Origin of the sequence: Streptomyces lusitanus (assembly GCF_042647945.1) — a bacterium.
GTDB lineage: Bacteria > Actinomycetota > Actinomycetes > Streptomycetales > Streptomycetaceae > Streptomyces > Streptomyces pseudogriseolus.
In genome coordinates this window covers 476294-491417 of the sequence record NZ_JBHRWL010000003.1, presented here as the reverse complement: position 1 = coordinate 491417, position 15124 = coordinate 476294, and the positions used below count along the sequence as shown (strand labels likewise).

The 15124-nt window shown below is 76.6% G+C and carries 14 protein-coding genes; 6 read left to right on the top strand and 8 right to left on the bottom strand.

All coding sequences use genetic code 11. The features are described from left to right. Positions 1-158: 158 nt before the first annotated feature. From rfaE2 to ACFOSY_RS06620, 7 genes are all read right to left on the bottom strand, one after another. The gene (gene rfaE2, locus ACFOSY_RS06650) at positions 159-1571 is read right to left on the bottom strand and encodes a D-glycero-beta-D-manno-heptose 1-phosphate adenylyltransferase (protein WP_394305779.1); all 1413 of its coding nucleotides are present in this window, start codon (positions 1569-1571) and stop codon (positions 159-161) included. Further along, positions 1568-2194, bottom strand: coding sequence for a D-sedoheptulose-7-phosphate isomerase (locus ACFOSY_RS06645; protein WP_394305778.1), 627 nt, complete (start codon positions 2192-2194; stop codon positions 1568-1570). Before ACFOSY_RS06645 ends, rfaE2 begins: the two co-directional genes overlap by 4 nt. 91 nt (positions 2195-2285) lie before the next feature. After that, positions 2286-3533, bottom strand: a complete 1248-nt coding sequence (locus ACFOSY_RS06640; RefSeq protein ID WP_394305777.1) for a glycosyltransferase — start codon at positions 3531-3533, stop codon at positions 2286-2288. 142 nt (positions 3534-3675) lie between these two features. After that, positions 3676-4737, bottom strand: coding sequence for a glycosyltransferase family 2 protein (locus ACFOSY_RS06635; protein ID WP_394305776.1), 1062 nt, complete (start codon positions 4735-4737; stop codon positions 3676-3678). Further along, complete coding sequence (locus ACFOSY_RS06630) at positions 4734-6449, bottom strand: carbamoyltransferase family protein (protein WP_394305775.1); 1716 nt, start codon at positions 6447-6449, stop codon at positions 4734-4736. Before ACFOSY_RS06630 ends, ACFOSY_RS06635 begins: the two co-directional genes overlap by 4 nt. Before the next feature lie 75 nt (positions 6450-6524). Next, positions 6525-7490 (bottom strand): NAD-dependent epimerase/dehydratase family protein, encoded by a 966-nt coding sequence (locus ACFOSY_RS06625; protein WP_394305774.1) that lies wholly within the window; start codon positions 7488-7490, stop codon positions 6525-6527. Positions 7491-7593: 103 nt separating this feature from the next. Then, positions 7594-8091 (bottom strand): hypothetical protein, encoded by a 498-nt coding sequence (locus ACFOSY_RS06620; RefSeq protein WP_394305773.1) that lies wholly within the window; start codon positions 8089-8091, stop codon positions 7594-7596. Positions 8092-8291: 200 nt separating this feature from the next. Here ACFOSY_RS06620 and ACFOSY_RS06615 point away from each other — a divergent pair, with 200 nt between their 5' ends. The 6 genes from ACFOSY_RS06615 to ACFOSY_RS06590 all read left to right on the top strand — a co-directional run bounded on the left by ACFOSY_RS06615 (position 8292) and on the right by ACFOSY_RS06590 (position 13565). Further along, positions 8292-9617, top strand: coding sequence for a cytochrome P450 (locus tag ACFOSY_RS06615; RefSeq protein ID WP_394305772.1), 1326 nt, complete (start codon positions 8292-8294; stop codon positions 9615-9617). 62 nt (positions 9618-9679) lie between these two features. Next, entirely contained in the window at positions 9680-9868 is a 189-nt protein-coding gene (locus ACFOSY_RS06610; RefSeq protein WP_394305771.1) for a hypothetical protein, read from the top strand. A 22-nt stretch (positions 9869-9890) separates the two neighbouring features. Then, positions 9891-10583 (top strand): hypothetical protein, encoded by a 693-nt coding sequence (locus ACFOSY_RS06605; RefSeq protein ID WP_394305770.1) that lies wholly within the window; start codon positions 9891-9893, stop codon positions 10581-10583. Next, the gene (locus tag ACFOSY_RS06600) at positions 10580-11566 is read left to right on the top strand and encodes a DUF6895 family protein (RefSeq protein WP_394305769.1); all 987 of its coding nucleotides are present in this window, start codon (positions 10580-10582) and stop codon (positions 11564-11566) included. Before ACFOSY_RS06605 ends, ACFOSY_RS06600 begins: the two co-directional genes overlap by 4 nt. After that, on the top strand, positions 11563-12480 hold the full coding sequence (locus ACFOSY_RS06595; protein ID WP_394305768.1) for a DUF6895 family protein: 918 nt from the start codon (positions 11563-11565) through the stop codon (positions 12478-12480). The genes ACFOSY_RS06600 and ACFOSY_RS06595 overlap by 4 nt, the downstream gene beginning before the upstream one ends. Next, a complete protein-coding gene (locus tag ACFOSY_RS06590) occupies positions 12477-13565 on the top strand; it encodes a serine hydrolase domain-containing protein (protein ID WP_394305767.1) in 1089 nt (362 codons plus the stop codon). The genes ACFOSY_RS06595 and ACFOSY_RS06590 overlap by 4 nt, the downstream gene beginning before the upstream one ends. 57 nt (positions 13566-13622) lie before the next feature. Here the strand turns inward: ACFOSY_RS06590 and ACFOSY_RS06585 are convergent, their stop codons facing one another. Further along, positions 13623-14993, bottom strand: coding sequence for a trypsin-like serine protease (locus ACFOSY_RS06585; protein WP_394305766.1), 1371 nt, complete (start codon positions 14991-14993; stop codon positions 13623-13625). Positions 14994-15124 lie beyond the last annotated feature (131 nt).

Below are 15124 nucleotides of genomic sequence, written 5' to 3'. Positions count from 1 at the left end.
GCGTGAGCGGCCCGGCACTCGGGGGCTCCGCCCCCGGACCCCCGTTCGCGCAGTTCCCCGCGCCCCTATAGGGCGTGTCCCACCCGCGCCCATAAGGCGCACGTAGCTCAACGCCCCGAGGGGGGGCGAAACTCACCGCGTCCGAAAGGCGCACGCGCCTATTCCGTGGGCTTCAGAGCCACCGCAACCGCATCCGCGGCCCGCCGCGCCAGCAGCGACGTCGAGTGACCGTCCAGGTACGGCAGTACCACCGCCTGCCCGCCCCACGTCCGCAGCACCTCCGCCTCGGGCAGATCCTGCACCGAGTAGTCGCCCCCCTTCACCCACACGTCGGGCCGCAAGCGGCCCAACACCCGCTCCGGCGTGTCCTCCTCGAAGATCACCACCGCGTCCACGCTCCCCAGCGCGGCCAGCACCCTCGCGCGGTCCGCGGCCGTGGTGAGGGGGCGGCCCGGGCCCTTGCGGCGGGTGACGGAATCGTCGGAGTTCAGGCAGACGATCAGGCAGTCGCCGATCCGCCGGGCGCTCTCCAGCAGACCCACGTGACCGGCGTGCACCAGGTCGAAGCAGCCGCCCGTGGCGACCACGGTGCCGCCCCGCGCCCGTACCTCCCGCGCCAGTTCGAACGCGTCGGAGGCCGGGTCCTGGGCGGGGACCGGGACGGCCGGCGTGTGCCAGAGGTCCGGGTTGCCCGCGCCGCCCGCCGCGACGAACGCGGCGGCCTCGGCGACCGCCCGCTGCAACGCCTCCTCCGGCAGCAGCCCGTCCGCCAGCGCGGCGACCGTCGTCGCCGCGAAGCAGTCGCCCGCGCCGCACGGGTCGCCGTCCGCGTGGAACGGCGCCGGGATCAGCATCGGCGTGCCGCCGCCCGGCCGGGTCAGCAGCACCCCGCGCTCGCCGAGCGTCACGGCGACGCCCGCCGCCCGCCAGCGCTCGGCGAGTGCCGTGCCGCGCTCGGCGAAGGCGCCCAGGGACGCGCCGGACACGCCGGGCGTGCCCGCGCAGAGCGTGACCGCCTCGCCCGCGTTGGGCGTGACCAGCCGCGCCCCCGGCACGGGCGCCTCGCCGCGGGGGTGCGGGTCCCACACCAGCGGGGTGCGCCGGGCGGCCTCCTCCAGGTGCGGGCGTACCGCGCCGGCGGTGTGCCGGCCGTAGTCGGCGACGAGGACGGCGTGCGCGCCCGCGAGGGCCTCGCGCACCGCCTCGTCCGGTTCGCCGGGCGTGCCGCCGCCCCGGTCGATGCGCACCAGGGGCCGGCCGCCCGCCAGGACGCGCGTCTTCACCGGCAGCGTGCCGTGCAGCGGCAGCTCGAGCAGCCGTACCCGCCCGCTGAGCTGCTGCCGTACGGCCTCGCTCGCGGGGTCGTCGCCGAGCGCGGTCACCAGGACCACGTCGCGGCCGCCCCGCGCGGCGAGCGCGGCGGCCAGCCCGGCGCCGCCCGGGTGCGTGCGATCACCGGTGACGTCGACGACCGGGGCGGGCGCGTCGGGGGCCAGCCGGGTGGCGACCCCCTCGATGTCCTCGTCGAGCAGGACGTCGCCCACCACCACCAGCGGCTTGGGTCCGGTCATGTCAGCCTCCCGGGAACGGCCGCGACGGTCCGCGCCGGGGGCGCGGCCACGGCGGCGTCGAAACACTCGCAGAGCAGATGCACGGCGACCAGATGGGTCTCCTGCACGGTCGCGGTGGAGGCCGCCGCCACGCACAGGCTCTCGTCGGCGGCCTCCATCAGCGGGTTGGGGCCGGGACCGGTCAGCGCCCACACCTGGAGGCCGGCCCGCCGGGCCGTCACCGCGGCGGCGATCAGGTTGGCGCTGCGCCCCGACGTGGACAGCAGCATCAGCACGTCGCCGGGGCGTCCGTGCGCGGCGACCTGGCGGGCGTAGACGTGGTCGAAGCCGTAGTCGTTGCCGATGGCGGTGACGCTGGAGGTCTCCGCGTGCAGGGCGAGCGCCGAGTAGGCGGGCCGCTCGCTGCGGTAGCGGCCGACCAGCTCGGCGGTGAGGTGCTGGGCCTGGGCGGCGCTGCCGCCGTTGCCGGCGGCCAGCAGCCGGCCGCCGCCGGCGAGGACGGAGGCGAGCCGGCCGCCCCAGTCGGCGATCCGGGTCAGGCCGTGCCGGCGGAGCCCGTCGAGGGCGTCCTCGAGGGACCGGCAGTGCAGGCGTGCGGCGTCGAGCGCGGGGTGTTCGGTCATGGCGTGTCGGGCGCGTCGCCCTCCGGGGGCGGCGACGGCGCCCGCACCTCCTTCCAACGTCGGACGTCCGCGGGCCGGTCGGGCCGGCGGTTCAGCCGGTCCTGGTCACGGCCGGCTCGCTGTCGAGGACCTCGCAGTACGCCGCCTCCGTGGCGGCGGCGACCCGTGCCCACCCGTAACGGCCGAGCACCCGGCGGCGGCCGGCCACCCCGCAGGCCTCGCGTCCCGCCGGGTCGGCGAGCAGGCTCGCCACGGCCGCGGCCAGTGCCTCGGGGTCGCCGGGCGGCACCAGCCGTCCGGTGGCCGGGTCGGCGACCGTGTCGAGCTGGCCGCCGACCGCGCTGGCCACCACGGGGCGGCCGCAGGCCATGGCCTCCAGCGGGACGATGCCGAAGGGCTCGTAGTCGGCGGGGCAGAGCACCACGTCGGCGGAGCGCAGCAGCGCCGGCACACGCCCTGCGTCCACCCCGCCGAGGAACCGCACCCGGTCGCCGACCCCGGCGTCCCGGGCGACCGCGCGCAGCCTGCGCACCTCCGGGTCGTCGTCCAGCCGCTCCGCGGGCGGCCCGCCGGCCACCAGCAGCTCGGCCCCGGGCAGCAGCGCGAGCGCGGCCACCGACACGGCGGCCCCCTTGCGCGGCACCAGCCGTCCGAGCTGGACCAGCCGGTGCCGGTGCGGGCCGCGCGCCCAGCGCGGGCCCGCCGGCGTGAACCGCTCCGTGTCGACGCCGCACGGCACGACGCCGATCCGGCCGGCGGGCACGCCCATGCGGACCAGCTCGGACACCTCGTCACGGCAGGTGGCGACGACCCGGTCGCAGCCGAGCCCGACCTCGATCTCGCAGGCGATCCGCTCCGGCGGGCTGGTGTCGGCCTTCCCCTGGTGGCGGCGCTTGACCGTGCCCAGCGCGTGGAAGGTGTGCAGCAGCGGCAGGCCCAGCTCCCGGGTCGCGCCCAGCGAGGCCAGCCCCGACATCCAGTAGTGGGAGTGCACCACGTCCGGGGTGCGGGCGCGCCACTCCCGGACGAGCACGCGCGCGAACTCGTCCATGTGCGGCAGCAGCCGGTCCTTGGGCACCGGCTCGGCGGGCCCGGCGGTGACGTGGTGCACCCCCACGCGCTCGCCCAGCCGCACCCGGTCCGGCAGCTCGGGCGCGGTGCGGCGGGTGTGCACCGTGACCCGGTGTCCGCGGTCGGCGAGCGCCGTGGCCAGGGCGGCGACATGGACGTTCTGTCCGCCGGCGTCCACCCCGCCGAGCGCGGCGAGGGGACTGGCGTGCTCCGAGACGAGCGCGATCGACAGCACGCCCGGGGGGACAGGGGCGTAGTCCGCGGTCATGGGCTCACCTCCGTGATCGGTCGCGGCCGGGATGCGGACACCGCCGTCCGCGGATCGGGTTCCGGCCGCGGACGCGGCCGGGAGCGTGCGCGCGGCGCCCGCCGGGGTCCGGCGCGGGCCGGTGGGCGGGGACGGCCGGCGGTCATGTCGGCATCCGTTCGCCGGACGGCGCCGCCGCGGAGGGCGACGGGGGCGCCGTCCGGCCGCGGTGGGAGGGCGTGGTGCGGTGCAGCACTTGTCCGCGCAGCCAGTGCCAGGCCGCGGCCGGCGGGACGAGCGCGCCGGTGAGGACCATGGTGACGATCTCGTCCCGGGTGCGCGGACCGGGCCGGATCCGGGCCAGGGCGAACTCGGCGGTCCCGGCGAGCCACCCGGCGGCGCACGCCCACGCGGCGCGCGGACGCCCGGTCAGCGCGCAGACCGCCGCCGCGAGCCCGGCCGAGGTCACCGCCAGGTGCAGCGGGAGACGGCCCCGGGGCGCGCCGGCCCGCCGCCACCAGTCACGCCCGTGCAGCCGGGTCATCAGCACGTCGTCCGCGTTGCCCGCCTGGAGCCGCACGGAGACCCACCGGTCCGCGGGCCGCACCGGATGCGTGGTCGTACGGCGTCCCTCCGCCAGCGTCCAGCCGGCGTCGAGCATCCGCAGCGCCAGGTCCGCGTCCTCCCGGAAGGCCCGGCGGAACCGTTCGTCGAAGCCGCCGACGGCCCGCAGCGCCTTGCCCCGGTACGCCATGTCGGCGGTGATCCAGCGCGCCCCGGCCAGTCCGGCGACGTTGCGTTCCCAGTCGGTGGGCGCCCGGTCCACGGGCAGCGGCACCTCGATGCGCGCGCTGATCCCCGCGGTCGCCACGCTCGCCCCGGCGAGGTCGAGCGCGAGGTCGTCGGCCCAGGTGGGGCCGGGCACCACGTCGTCGTCGAGGAACACGATCCACGGCGCGTCCCCGGCGGCCCGCCACCCGGCGTTGCGGGCGGCGGCCGGGCCGCGCGCCCCGCCGGGCACCACGACGGTCCGGGACCGCAGGGCCGGCGGCACGGACGCGGTGAGCGGCACGGCCGGGTCCTCGCGGTCGTCCACCAGCACGACCCGCGCCGGACGCGGCCCCTCCGACTCGGCCAGCGCCCGCAGGCACGCCGCGAGCGACGGGCGGCCCAGGGTGGGCACCACCACCGCGTACTCCCCGGCGGGAGCGGCAGGACCGGTCATCGCGGCACCTCCTCACCGGAGTCGGCGGAGTCGCCGGTGTCGCCGGTGTCGCCGGAGCCGGCGGTGTCGCCGGTGCGGAACAGCGCGCCGCGCCGCACCGCGTACGGGCCGACGGCCAGCAGGTCCACGGGGGAGGAGCCGAAGCACTCCAGGGCGTCACGCGGGTCGTCCACCATGGGCCGGCCCGCCGTGTTGAGGCTGGTGTTGACGACGACGGGCAGCCCGGTCAGCCGCTCGAACTCGCGCAGCATCCGCGCCAGCAGCGGCTCGCGCGCCGGGTCGACCGTCTGGATGCGGGCGGTGCCGTCGACGTGCACCACGGCGGGCACGCGGTCCCGCCAGGCGGGCGCCACGTCGTGCACGAACAGCATGTACGGGCTGGGCAGCGGCCCGTCGAAGATCTCCGCCGCCCGGTCGGCGAGCACCATCGGCGCCACCGGCCGGAACTGCTCGCGGCCCTTGACGTCGTTGAGCCGCTCCAGGTTCCCCGCGTGCCCGGGGTGGGCCAGCAGCGAGCGGTGGCCGAGCGCCCGGGGGCCGTACTCGCTGCGCCCCTGGAACCAGGCCACGATGCCGTTGTCCGCCAGCGTCCGCGCCACGGTGACGGCGATGTCCTCGGGCTTCTCGCACGGCACGGCGGCCGTCTTCAGCCACGCGCCCAGCTCCGCGTCGGACCAGTCCCGGCCCAGGTCGGCGCCGGTCATCGGCTCCGGGGCGTCCCCGGCGCCCGCGGCCAGCAGCAGGGCGCCGCCGAGCGCGGTGCCCGCGTCGCCGGCCGCGGGCTGCACCCACACCCGGGAGAACGGACCCTCGCGGGCGATCCGGGAGTTGGCGACGCAGTTCAGCGCGACGCCCCCGGCGAGGGTGAGCACCGCGTCGTGGGTACGGCCGTGCAGCCAGCGCACCAGGTCCAGCAGCGTCTCCTCCAGCACCGCCTGCGCGCTCGCCGCGACGTCGGCGTGGTCCTGCGTCCACGGCTCGTCCGGGCCGCGCGGGGCGCACAGCTGCGCCCAGGGCACCCCGGCGGCGTGGAAGCCGCCGTCGCCGGTCGGGTACACGTGCCGGCGCAGCTCGGGCAGCATGCGCGGGGTGCCGTGGGAGGCGAGCGCCATCACCTTGAACTCGTCGGAGGAGCGCAGGAAGCCGAGGTGCTCGGTGAGCTCCTCGTAGACCAGGCCCAGCGAGTGCGGGAGGTCCTGGGCGCGCAGCGGTTCGAGCCGGCCGCCGGTCCGGCGCGCGGCCAGGTGGGAGGCGCGTTCGCCGCGGCCGTCCAGCACCAGCACCGAGCAGTTGTCGGCGTCGGGGGCGGCGAACGCGCCGGACGCGGCGTGCGCCATGTGGTGCGGCACGAAGCGCACGGTCTGCGGGTCGAGGCCCGGCAGCGCGGTCCGCAGGAAGTTCGGGGCCTCCCGCGCGTAGGTGAGACGCAGATGGTCCCAGGGATCGCCGAGGCCCATCGCGTCGGCGGGGCGGGCGAGGGCGGGGTCGAAGGAGTAGGCCACCGCGTCGAGGTCCTGGGGGCGCAGCCCGGCCCGGGTCAGGCACCAGGCGGCGGCCCGCTCGGGCAGCTCCCAGGCGGAGAAGGGCAGCGGTCGCTTGCCGTGCTTGCGCCGGGAGAACCGCTCCTCCTCCGCGGCGGCGACGGTACGGCCGTCGATCACCAGGGCGGCCGCGGGGTCGTGGAACAGGGCGTTGATGCCGAGGATGCGCATGGCGGACGGACCTTTCGCGTCGGGGCGGCGGCCGGATCGGGCGCCCGGTCCTGGGGGCCGGCGGGGCAGGTCCGCTCAGCCGCGGGCCGCTTCGGCGCGGAACCAGTCGATCGTGCGCCGCAGGCCCTCCTCGGCCCCCACCAGCGGCTCCCAGCCGAGCTTGTCGCGGGCCAGCGTGATGTCCGGGCAGCGCACGGCGGGGTCGTCCACGGGGCGCTCGATGTAGCGCACCTTGGAGGAGGAACCGGCCAGGGCCACCACCAGACGGGCCAGGGCGAGCATGCTGATCTCGGCGGGGTTGCCGATGTTGACGGGGCCGCGCATGCCGTGGGCGGCCGCCGCGAGGATGCCGGCGACGGTGTCGTCGACGTAGCACAGCGAGCGGGTCTGCCGGCCGTCCCCGGTCACGGTGAGCGGCTCACCGGCCAGCGCCTGCCGCACGAAGGTGGGCACCGCCCGCCCGTCGTGGCCGCGCATGCCGGGGCCGTACGTGTTGAACAGCCGCACGATGCAGGTGTCCGTGCCGTACGTCTCCGCGTGCGCGGTGGTCAGCGCCTCGCCGAAGCGCTTGGCCTCGTCGTACACGCTGCGCGGGCCGACCGGGTTGACGTTGCCCCAGTACCGCTCGTCCTGCGGGTTCTGCTGCGGGTCGCCGTACACCTCCGACGTCGACGCCAGCACGAACCGGGCCTCCGACTCGTGGGCGAGCGTCAGGGCGTTGCGGGTGCCGGCGCTGCCGGCCTCCATGGTGTGCAGCGGCAGCCGCAGGTAGTCCGCGGGGGACGCGGGGGAGGCGAAGTGCAGCACCAGGTCGGGCCGCCGGCGCACCGGCAGCTCCTGGGACACGTCGGCCTGCACGAGGGTGAACCCCGGCCGGTCGAGCAGCGGGGCGACGTTCTCGGGCCGTCCGGTGCTCAGATCGTCCACGCAGGTCACGGCCGCGCCCGCGTCGAGCAGGGCCTTGCACAGATGGGAGCCGACGAATCCGGCGCCGCCGGTCACGACGGCGTGCTCCCACTTCCGGGATATGGGGCTACTCATGCCCCACACCCTCACCCGCACGGCGGCGGACGGCACGGTCGCCTGGTGCAGTCGGGTGAACCACGGAGCGTGACGACGCCGGCACCGGCGGGCGCGGGCCGTCTCACGCGGCGGGCGCCGCCTCCCTGCCGAGTCGCGCCAGCAGCGACTCGCGGTGGAGGGCGGCCACCGGGGCGAGGAGGTCCGGGTGGCGGAGGAGGGCCGCGGCCCTGGTGTCCGCCGGATCGGGGGAGAGGAGGCGGCGGTACTCGCCGGGGCTCGGCGGGAGGGCGGCGACCGCCCGGGCGGCCAGCACGGGGTCGGACAGCAGGCATGCCGCCCAGCTCGCGACGACCTCGTCGACCCAGGTGCGCCAGGGCTGCGTGCCGAGCTCCTCCGCGCCGGTGACCCGGTCGAGCCGGGCCGCGCCCCCGGGACCGGCGACACCCGCCAGCTCCGCGTCCATCGCCGTGGGGTAGCGGAGCCGGGCCGCGACGGTGACGGCCTGGCGGGCCTGGATCTCGCACAGGGCGGCGGACAGGGCGCCGCCGGACGCGGGGAAGGCACGGGTCAGCCACTGCGCGGTGGCCGCCGTCACGGGGGAGGAGAGGTGGGCCGGCATGAGAGGTCCGTCCGCATCGGGAGCACAGGTCGGGAGCACATCGGGGAGGACGAGGGGCGATACGGCGGCACCGTAGACCCCGCCCCTCCGCCCCCGAAGTGACCCGGGTCTCGATCCGGGCGTGGCCTCCGCCACGCCCGCTCGGGTGTGACGCCCGTTCACCGGAGTGTCCGCGGAGGGCCCGCGGGCACCCGGCCGCGATGGACGTACTCGGCCGCCCCCTGATCGACCGCACCCTGCCGCTCCTCGCCGAGGGCTACGCGTGGCTGCCCAACCGGTTGCGCGACGCGTCCGGCTCCGTGGTCCGCACCCGGATCATGGGCCGCCCGGCCCTCGCCCTGCGCGGACCGGAGGCGGTCCGCTTCTTCCACGACGAACGGAACGTGCACCGGCACCGCGCCATCCCCGAGCCGGTCCTCGGCACCCTCTTCGGACACGAGGCCGTGCACACCCTCGACGGCGCCGCCCACCGCGCGCGCAAGGACCTGTTCCTCCCGCTGCTGGAGCCCGCCGCGGTGGCCGGGCTCGCCGAGCAGGTGTCCGCCGCCCGGGACGAGGCCGTACCGCGGTGGGGCCGCCGCGCGTCGATCGTGCTGTTCGACGAGGCGGCCACGGTGCTCACCCGCGGCGTCCACCGCTGGGCCGGCGTGCCGCTGGACGACGCCGGGGCGGGGGCGGCCGCGCGGGACATGACCGCGATGGTGGACGGCTTCGCCACGGCCGGGCCGCGCCATCTGCGGGCCCGGCGCGCCCGCGGCCGCCAGGAGGAGCGGCTGGCCCGTCTGGTCCGCGACGTGCGCACCGGACAGGTCACCGCGCCCGCAGGGTCGGTGCTGGAGCGGGTCTGCGGGCACCGCGACGCGGACGGGGAGCCGCTGGACGAGAAGACGGCCGCCGTCGAACTGCTCAACGTGCTGCGCCCGACCACCGCCCTCGCCTGGTTCGTCGCGTTCGCCGCGCACGCCCTGCACCGCCGGCCGGAGAACCGCGTGCCGCTCGTGGAGGGCGACGTGGCGTTCCGGACGGCGTTCGCGCACGAGGTGCGCCGCTTCTACCCGTTCGTGCCGTTCCTCGGCGGCCTCGCGACCCGCGATCTGTTCTGGCGGGGCGCGTGGGTCCCGGAAGGGGGCCTGGTGGTGCTCGACGTGTACGGCCAGAACCACGACGAGACGCTGTGGGGCGACCCGTACGCGTTCCGGCCGCGGCGCTTCCTCGACCGGGCCGTCGGGCGCGACGAGCTGATCCCGCAGGGCGGCGGCGACCCGGCGACGGGCCACCGCTGCCCCGGCAAGGGGCTCAGCGTCGGGGTGTTGGAGACGCTCGCGACGCAACTAGCCCATTTGGAGTACACGGTTCCGGACCAGAATCTGGCCATCCCCCTGTACCGCGTCCCCACCCTTCCGCACAGCGGCGTCATCCTTGCGGGCGTAGGGCGGGCCGCCGGCTGGCGGTCCCCGCGCCCTGCGCCCGTTCCCCCGCCGCATGTTGAAGAAGTGACGAAAGTAAGTCGGGGACAAGTGGCGTGATTTGTCCGATATGGGTGAATCTGAAGGAGAAGCTACTCGCCACACCTCAGGGAGATGGTGTCATGCGTCCCGACGAGAAGGTCATCGAGGAAGTCACCGGAATCCAGGCCGCCGACATCGAAGCGGCGCTCGACCCGGTCGAGGCCGACGGCGTCTACCGCGACAGCCGTCAGTGCGCCGGCCTGGCGCTCCTCTCCGGCGGCGGCAAGCTGCTGCTGTCGCCGCCGACTCCGCGCCCGAAGAAGGGCTGAACGGATCGACGGGAGCAGTCGAATGGAGCAGTCAGGCACTTCGACCCGCTTGCAGGCCGCGGTGCAGGACCTCGCTTCCGGTGTGGTCTCCGCCCTCAGGGGCGGGGACCACGCTCACGTCGTCCCCCCGGTGGGGACCGACGCGGAAGCGGGGGACCTGGCACCGGCCGCCGTACGCGTCCTGGGAGCGGACGCGCTGCTGCCGGGCCTTCTCTCGCGCACCCCGCCCGACCCGGCGGAGCTGGCCGTCTTCCGCAAGGCGTTCGAGGCGTACCCGCCCCGCGCGGACGCCGCGCCCACCGTGCGGTGGAGCCACTGGGCGATGGCCCGCACCCTGCGCCGCGCCGACCCCTCCTCCGCGGAAGCGCCGGACGAGCCGGACACCGCGTGGCTGGACGGCGCCACCTGGCAGGTCCTCACCCATCAACTCGCCGTCCTGGCACCCCTCGCGCTGCCCGGGGAGGACTGCGCGGTGAGCCGCCTCGCGGAGGGCCGGCCCGTGGACGTCGCCCGCGGCTTCGTCCGCGCGGTGCGCCGCCGCGACTGGCGGCAGGCCGCCGGCGCCGGCCGCTGGCTCACCCTGCTGCCCGGCGTACCGGAGACGGTCGGCCTGGAGGCCGGGCTGGACTTCGTGGAGCTGATGGGCGGACAGGACCCGCTCGTCGCCCTCCAGGTGCAGGCCGCCCGGCGGATGCGGACCGGAGCACGCGGGTGACCGCGCTCACCGAGGACCTCCGCACCGTCGCCGGAACCGCGCTGGCCTGGGTGGACTCCCAGCGCGCCGGCTTCGCTCTCGGCGAGGACGCGCTCGCCGTCGACGGCGAGGTCGACCTGAGCTGGAAGCCGCTCGGCGAGCTCGCCCAGGTCTGTGCGACCGTCACCCGGCTCACGGAACCCGCCGACCCGCTGCACGCCCGAGCCCGCGGACTGCTGGACTTCGCCTGGCAGGAGACGCACGAGGGCGCGCTGTTCCTGCGGCTGCAGCGCCTGGAGCCGTTCGCCACCTACCCGCTGGAGGTGTACGCCGCCCTGGCCTCGGCCGGACTGCGCCACCCCGCCTTCGAACAGGCGGCCGCCGTGGTGGCGCGCACCCGAGGCTGGCGACTCACCGAACAGGATCCGACGCGACGGCTCGGCGTCCTGCGCGCCGAGGAACGCTGCGGCGTCCACCCGCTCGGCCAGACACCGCCGGGCCTGCCGCAGACCTGGCTCGGCGGACTGCCCGAGCCGTGGACGTTCGGCCGCGACGCCGGATACGCCCTCACCCACGTCGTCTTCCATCTCAGCGACTGGGGGTGCGACGCCGCCGCGCTGCCGCCGGACCTCGTCGCGTATCTGAGCGACTGGCTGCCGCCCTGGCTCGACACCTGCCTGGAGGCCGGGCTGTGGGACCTCGGCGGCGAACTGCTCGCCGTGGCGGCGATCGTGGCCCGCACGACCGGCGAGGACGTGCCCGCCGGCGACTGGGGGCGGCTGCTCGCGGCCCGCGGCCCGTCCGGCGAGGTCCCCCTGGACGACCGGGACCTGGACGAGATCGGCGCCGCCCCCGGCACGGAGGGCGAGCGCTACTTCCTGCACCACTACCACTCCACCCTCATGGCCGCCTTCGCGGCGGTCCTGGCCGGTGCCCGCCCGGCCGAGCGGCCCGCGCCGGCCGTGGCGGGGCGGCGGCCCGGCGGACAAGGAGCGCCGGCATGACCGACCCCCGTCTCGTCCACACCGTCGGCGTCGGCGCCCTGGAATGGCTCTGGGCGCACCGCGACGGCTTCCGCCTGGAACCCGACGTCGACCCCGAGGTGGGCTTCCTGGAACGCTTCAAACCGGTCGGCGAACTCGCCCTCGTGTGCAAGGTGCTGTTCCGCGAGGGCGTCGCCGGCTCCCGCCAGGCCGAGCTGGCCCGCCGGCTGCTCGACCACGTCTGGCGCGAGACCCTGGACGGCGGCACCATGCTGGTGCGCGGTCAGCGCACCGAGCCGGCCTCCCCGGTCCCCTTCGAGGTGTACCTGCCGTTCCACGAACTCGGTCACAGCCACCCCGAGCTGGAGCGCCACGTCGTGCTGAACCATCGCCTCGACAGCTGGTCCGCCCTCGAGATCTCCCCCACCCGGCGGCTCGGACTGTCCGCGTTCCAGCGGCGCTTCGGCCTCACCCCCCGCCCCTCGGAGGCCGAGGCCCTGCGTTTCACCTGGCTGGCCCGCACCCCGGAACCCTGGACCGTCGAGGGCCACATCGGCTACGACATCACGCACTGCGTGTTCCATCTGACCGACTGGGGCGAGAACCCCGACGGGCTGCCCCCTGACATCGCCGACTATCTCGCGACCTGGCTGCCCGCGTGGATCGACGACTGGCTGGACCTGCGCCGCTGGGACCTGCTCGGCGAACTCCTCGTGGTGGACGCCTGTCTGCCCCGTCCCACCCTCGACGAGGCCGCCTGGCGGGCCTTCGCCGCCGCCCAGCAGCCCGACGGCGCCATGCCCGCGATCCGCGACATGCCCGAGGGCGACGAGGAGGCCGTCTTCGACGTCGTCTACCACTCCACCCTGGTCGCCGCGTTCGCCTCGGTCCTGGCCACCTCCCGCGCCCTCACCGAACTGGCCCGCGCCTCATGACGACGGCGTCCCGCATCTCCTGGCCGGGCCCGCCGACCGGCCAGGAGGACCGGCCCTCCCCGAACGCCGGTGTCGGGGACGGCGGCCGGCCCGAGCGGCTGGCCGAGGCCGTCGCCGCGGCCGACGCCCCCGACACCGTCTTCGCGCTCTCCCGCCACGGCCGCCGCACCGTCGTCACCGGGGGGACCGGAGAGGCTCCCGCACGCCCGCGCGACCGGCTGCGCTACGAGATCGGCTCGGCCACCAAGGCGTTCACCGGACTGCTGCTGGCGCACCTGGTGGACAGCGGCCGGCTCACCGGCGGCGAACCCGCCGCCGCGCTCCTCGGCGCCCGCCGCCCGCCCGGCCGCACCCCCGTCACGCTCGCCCACCTGGTGACCCACACGGCCGGACTGCCCGCGCTCCCCGCCGGCTTCTACCCCCGCGCACTGCCCGCCTGGCGCACCAACCCCTACGGGCGCTACCCCGACGCCCGCGTCGTCGACGCGTTCCTGCGGTACCGCCCCCGCCACCGCCCCGGCACCCGCTGGCGCTACTCCAACTTCGGCGTCGCCGTCCTCGGCCACGCCCTCGGCGCGGCCACCGGCGCCGACTGGCAGGACCTGCTCGCCGAGCACCTGCTCGCCCCCCTCGGCCTCCACGACACCGTCCCCCGCCCCGCCGGCGACGGGCTGGACGCCGTCGGCCACGACAAGGACGGCACCGGGACGCTGCCCGCCTTCGACGCGGGCGGCTTCCGCGCGGCCGGCGCCGTCCGCGCCACCCCCCACGACCTGCTCACCTTCCTCGAGGCCCACCTCGACCCCGCCCGCTGCCCGCCGCTGTCCGGTGCGCTGCACGCCGTCCGCACACCCGTGCTCCGCCGGGGACTCGGCCACCGGCACGTGCACACCGTCGCCTGGTTCCGGCACCCCACCGACGGCGGCCCGCTGTACTTCCACAGCGGGGCCACCCTCGGCCAGCAGGCGTTCCTCGGCTTCCGTACCGACACCGGCACCGCCCTCGCCGCCGTCTGCACCCGCCGCTTCCGCGCGAACGACCCGTTCGTGTCCACCGCGTACGCGCTGCTCGCCGAGGGCCGCTGACCGCACACGGCGCCGGCGGCGGTCCCCGGACCGCCGCCGGCGCCGTGCGTCCGCGGGTCAGATCCGCTGCCAGAGCGCCGGAGTCCCGGCGGGCGCCCACGCGCCCTGCGCCTGATGGGTCTGGAGGCACTGGTACGTCACGCCGTCACGGGTGACCGTGGCGCCCGCCTCGTAGACCCGGCCGGCGGTCCACGCCTGCGCACCGCCCTCCTGCTGCGCGGGCGCGGTCTGCACGGCCGCCGTGGTCAGGGTCAGCCCGTACTGGGAGAGGATCGGGTTGACGGGCTGGTAGAACGTGGTGCCGCCGCTGGTGCAGTCGCCGGAGCCGCCGGAGGTGACCCCCTGCGCCTGCGCGCCCGCGACATAGGGGCCGCCCGAGTCGCCCGGCTCCGCGCACACCGTCGTCCGGGTCAGCCCGTCGACCGTGCCCTCCGGGTAGCGGACGCTCGCGTCGTGCTGCTGGATCACACCGCAGTGCCAGCCCGTGGTGGAGCCCGAGCGGCACACCGACGCCCCGACCAGCGCCTGCGCCGAGCCGGTGACCTGGACCTCCTGGCCGTCCGCGGCCTTGACGTCGGGCGTGGGCGTCCACTGGCTCTGCGTGGCCACCCACGCCATGTCCCGTCCGGGGAACTCGGACGCCTGGAAGGTGCCCTGCGCGGTGCGGTCGTAGCCGGTGGTGGTCGCGCCCGCGCGGCCGCAGTGGCCGGCCGTCACGAAGCCGCCCTGGGCGCCCTTGGTGACGGAGAAGCCGACGGAGCAGCGGGCCGCGTCGTCGATGTAGTACGCGTCGCCGCCGGTGATGTCCTGGAGCGGCCGGGGCCGTTCGGCCGCCAGGCGGATGCCGACGTCCTCGCCCGCCACGCCCGCCGCCTCCACGAAGGCGGCGCCCGCGGCCTGGTCGACGGCCTGCACCACGACCTGGTTCTTCACCACGTCGACGTACCAGACGGGCGAGTCCAGCGTGGAGACGCGGCCTGCCGCCGCGTCCAGCTTCCTCTTCGCGGCCTGGAGCGCCGCCAGGGGCCGCTCGACCACCTGGGCGGTGGCGCCCTCGGCCTCGATGGCCGGCACGTCCGCGGCGTCGGTGGTCGCCACCGTCAGCTCGTCCGCGGTCGCGCCGCGCAGCCAGGCGCCCGCGTACCGCTCGCCGAGGGAGTTGCGCAGCCGGCCGGCGCGGGTGCCCGCCTCGGCCTCGTTGACCAGGCGCGTGGACGCCTGGTCCTCGTTCAGCTTCAGGTCGCGCTGGAGGGCGCTGAGCAGGTGGGGGGAGGGCCGGTCGGCGCCGAGGGTCTGGGCCGCCCCGGGCGTGGGCCCGTCCGCGGGGGCGGCGTCGGCCGCCGCCGCGTGGGGGAGTCCGGCGAGGACGAGGGCGCCGAGGGTCACGAGCGCCGAGCGGCGCGCGGTCCGGGCGTGTCTGAGGACCATGCGGTACGTCTCCATTCGATGGGGCGGCGTGGCTGTCGCGGAGACCGTTTCCTTGCCCGGCGTGGCCGACGCGATGTCAGGACACGCCGGACGTCGCACGATCGATATGGTGACGTACCTCCGTGTGCAGT

What these genes read in the sequence shown, in the direction of transcription:
- rfaE2 (WP_394305779.1), bottom strand. Translation starts at nt 1,571, where the DNA reads ATGACCGGACCCAAGCCGCTGGTGGTGGTGGGCGACGTCCTGCTCGAC.
- ACFOSY_RS06645 (WP_394305778.1), bottom strand. Translation starts at nt 2,194, where the DNA reads ATGACCGAACACCCCGCGCTCGACGCCGCACGCCTGCACTGCCGGTCC.
- ACFOSY_RS06640 (WP_394305777.1), bottom strand. Translation starts at nt 3,533, where the DNA reads ATGACCGCGGACTACGCCCCTGTCCCCCCGGGCGTGCTGTCGATCGCG.
- ACFOSY_RS06635 (WP_394305776.1), bottom strand. Translation starts at nt 4,737, where the DNA reads ATGACCGGTCCTGCCGCTCCCGCCGGGGAGTACGCGGTGGTGGTGCCC.
- ACFOSY_RS06630 (WP_394305775.1), bottom strand. Translation starts at nt 6,449, where the DNA reads ATGCGCATCCTCGGCATCAACGCCCTGTTCCACGACCCCGCGGCCGCC.
- ACFOSY_RS06625 (WP_394305774.1), bottom strand. Translation starts at nt 7,490, where the DNA reads ATGAGTAGCCCCATATCCCGGAAGTGGGAGCACGCCGTCGTGACCGGC.
- ACFOSY_RS06620 (WP_394305773.1), bottom strand. Translation starts at nt 8,091, where the DNA reads ATGCCGGCCCACCTCTCCTCCCCCGTGACGGCGGCCACCGCGCAGTGG.
- ACFOSY_RS06615 (WP_394305772.1), top strand. Translation starts at nt 8,292, where the DNA reads ATGGACGTACTCGGCCGCCCCCTGATCGACCGCACCCTGCCGCTCCTC.
- ACFOSY_RS06610 (WP_394305771.1), top strand. Translation starts at nt 9,680, where the DNA reads ATGCGTCCCGACGAGAAGGTCATCGAGGAAGTCACCGGAATCCAGGCC.
- ACFOSY_RS06605 (WP_394305770.1), top strand. Translation starts at nt 9,891, where the DNA reads ATGGAGCAGTCAGGCACTTCGACCCGCTTGCAGGCCGCGGTGCAGGAC.
- ACFOSY_RS06595 (WP_394305768.1), top strand. Translation starts at nt 11,563, where the DNA reads ATGACCGACCCCCGTCTCGTCCACACCGTCGGCGTCGGCGCCCTGGAA.
- ACFOSY_RS06590 (WP_394305767.1), top strand. Translation starts at nt 12,477, where the DNA reads ATGACGACGGCGTCCCGCATCTCCTGGCCGGGCCCGCCGACCGGCCAG.
- ACFOSY_RS06585 (WP_394305766.1), bottom strand. Translation starts at nt 14,993, where the DNA reads ATGGTCCTCAGACACGCCCGGACCGCGCGCCGCTCGGCGCTCGTGACC.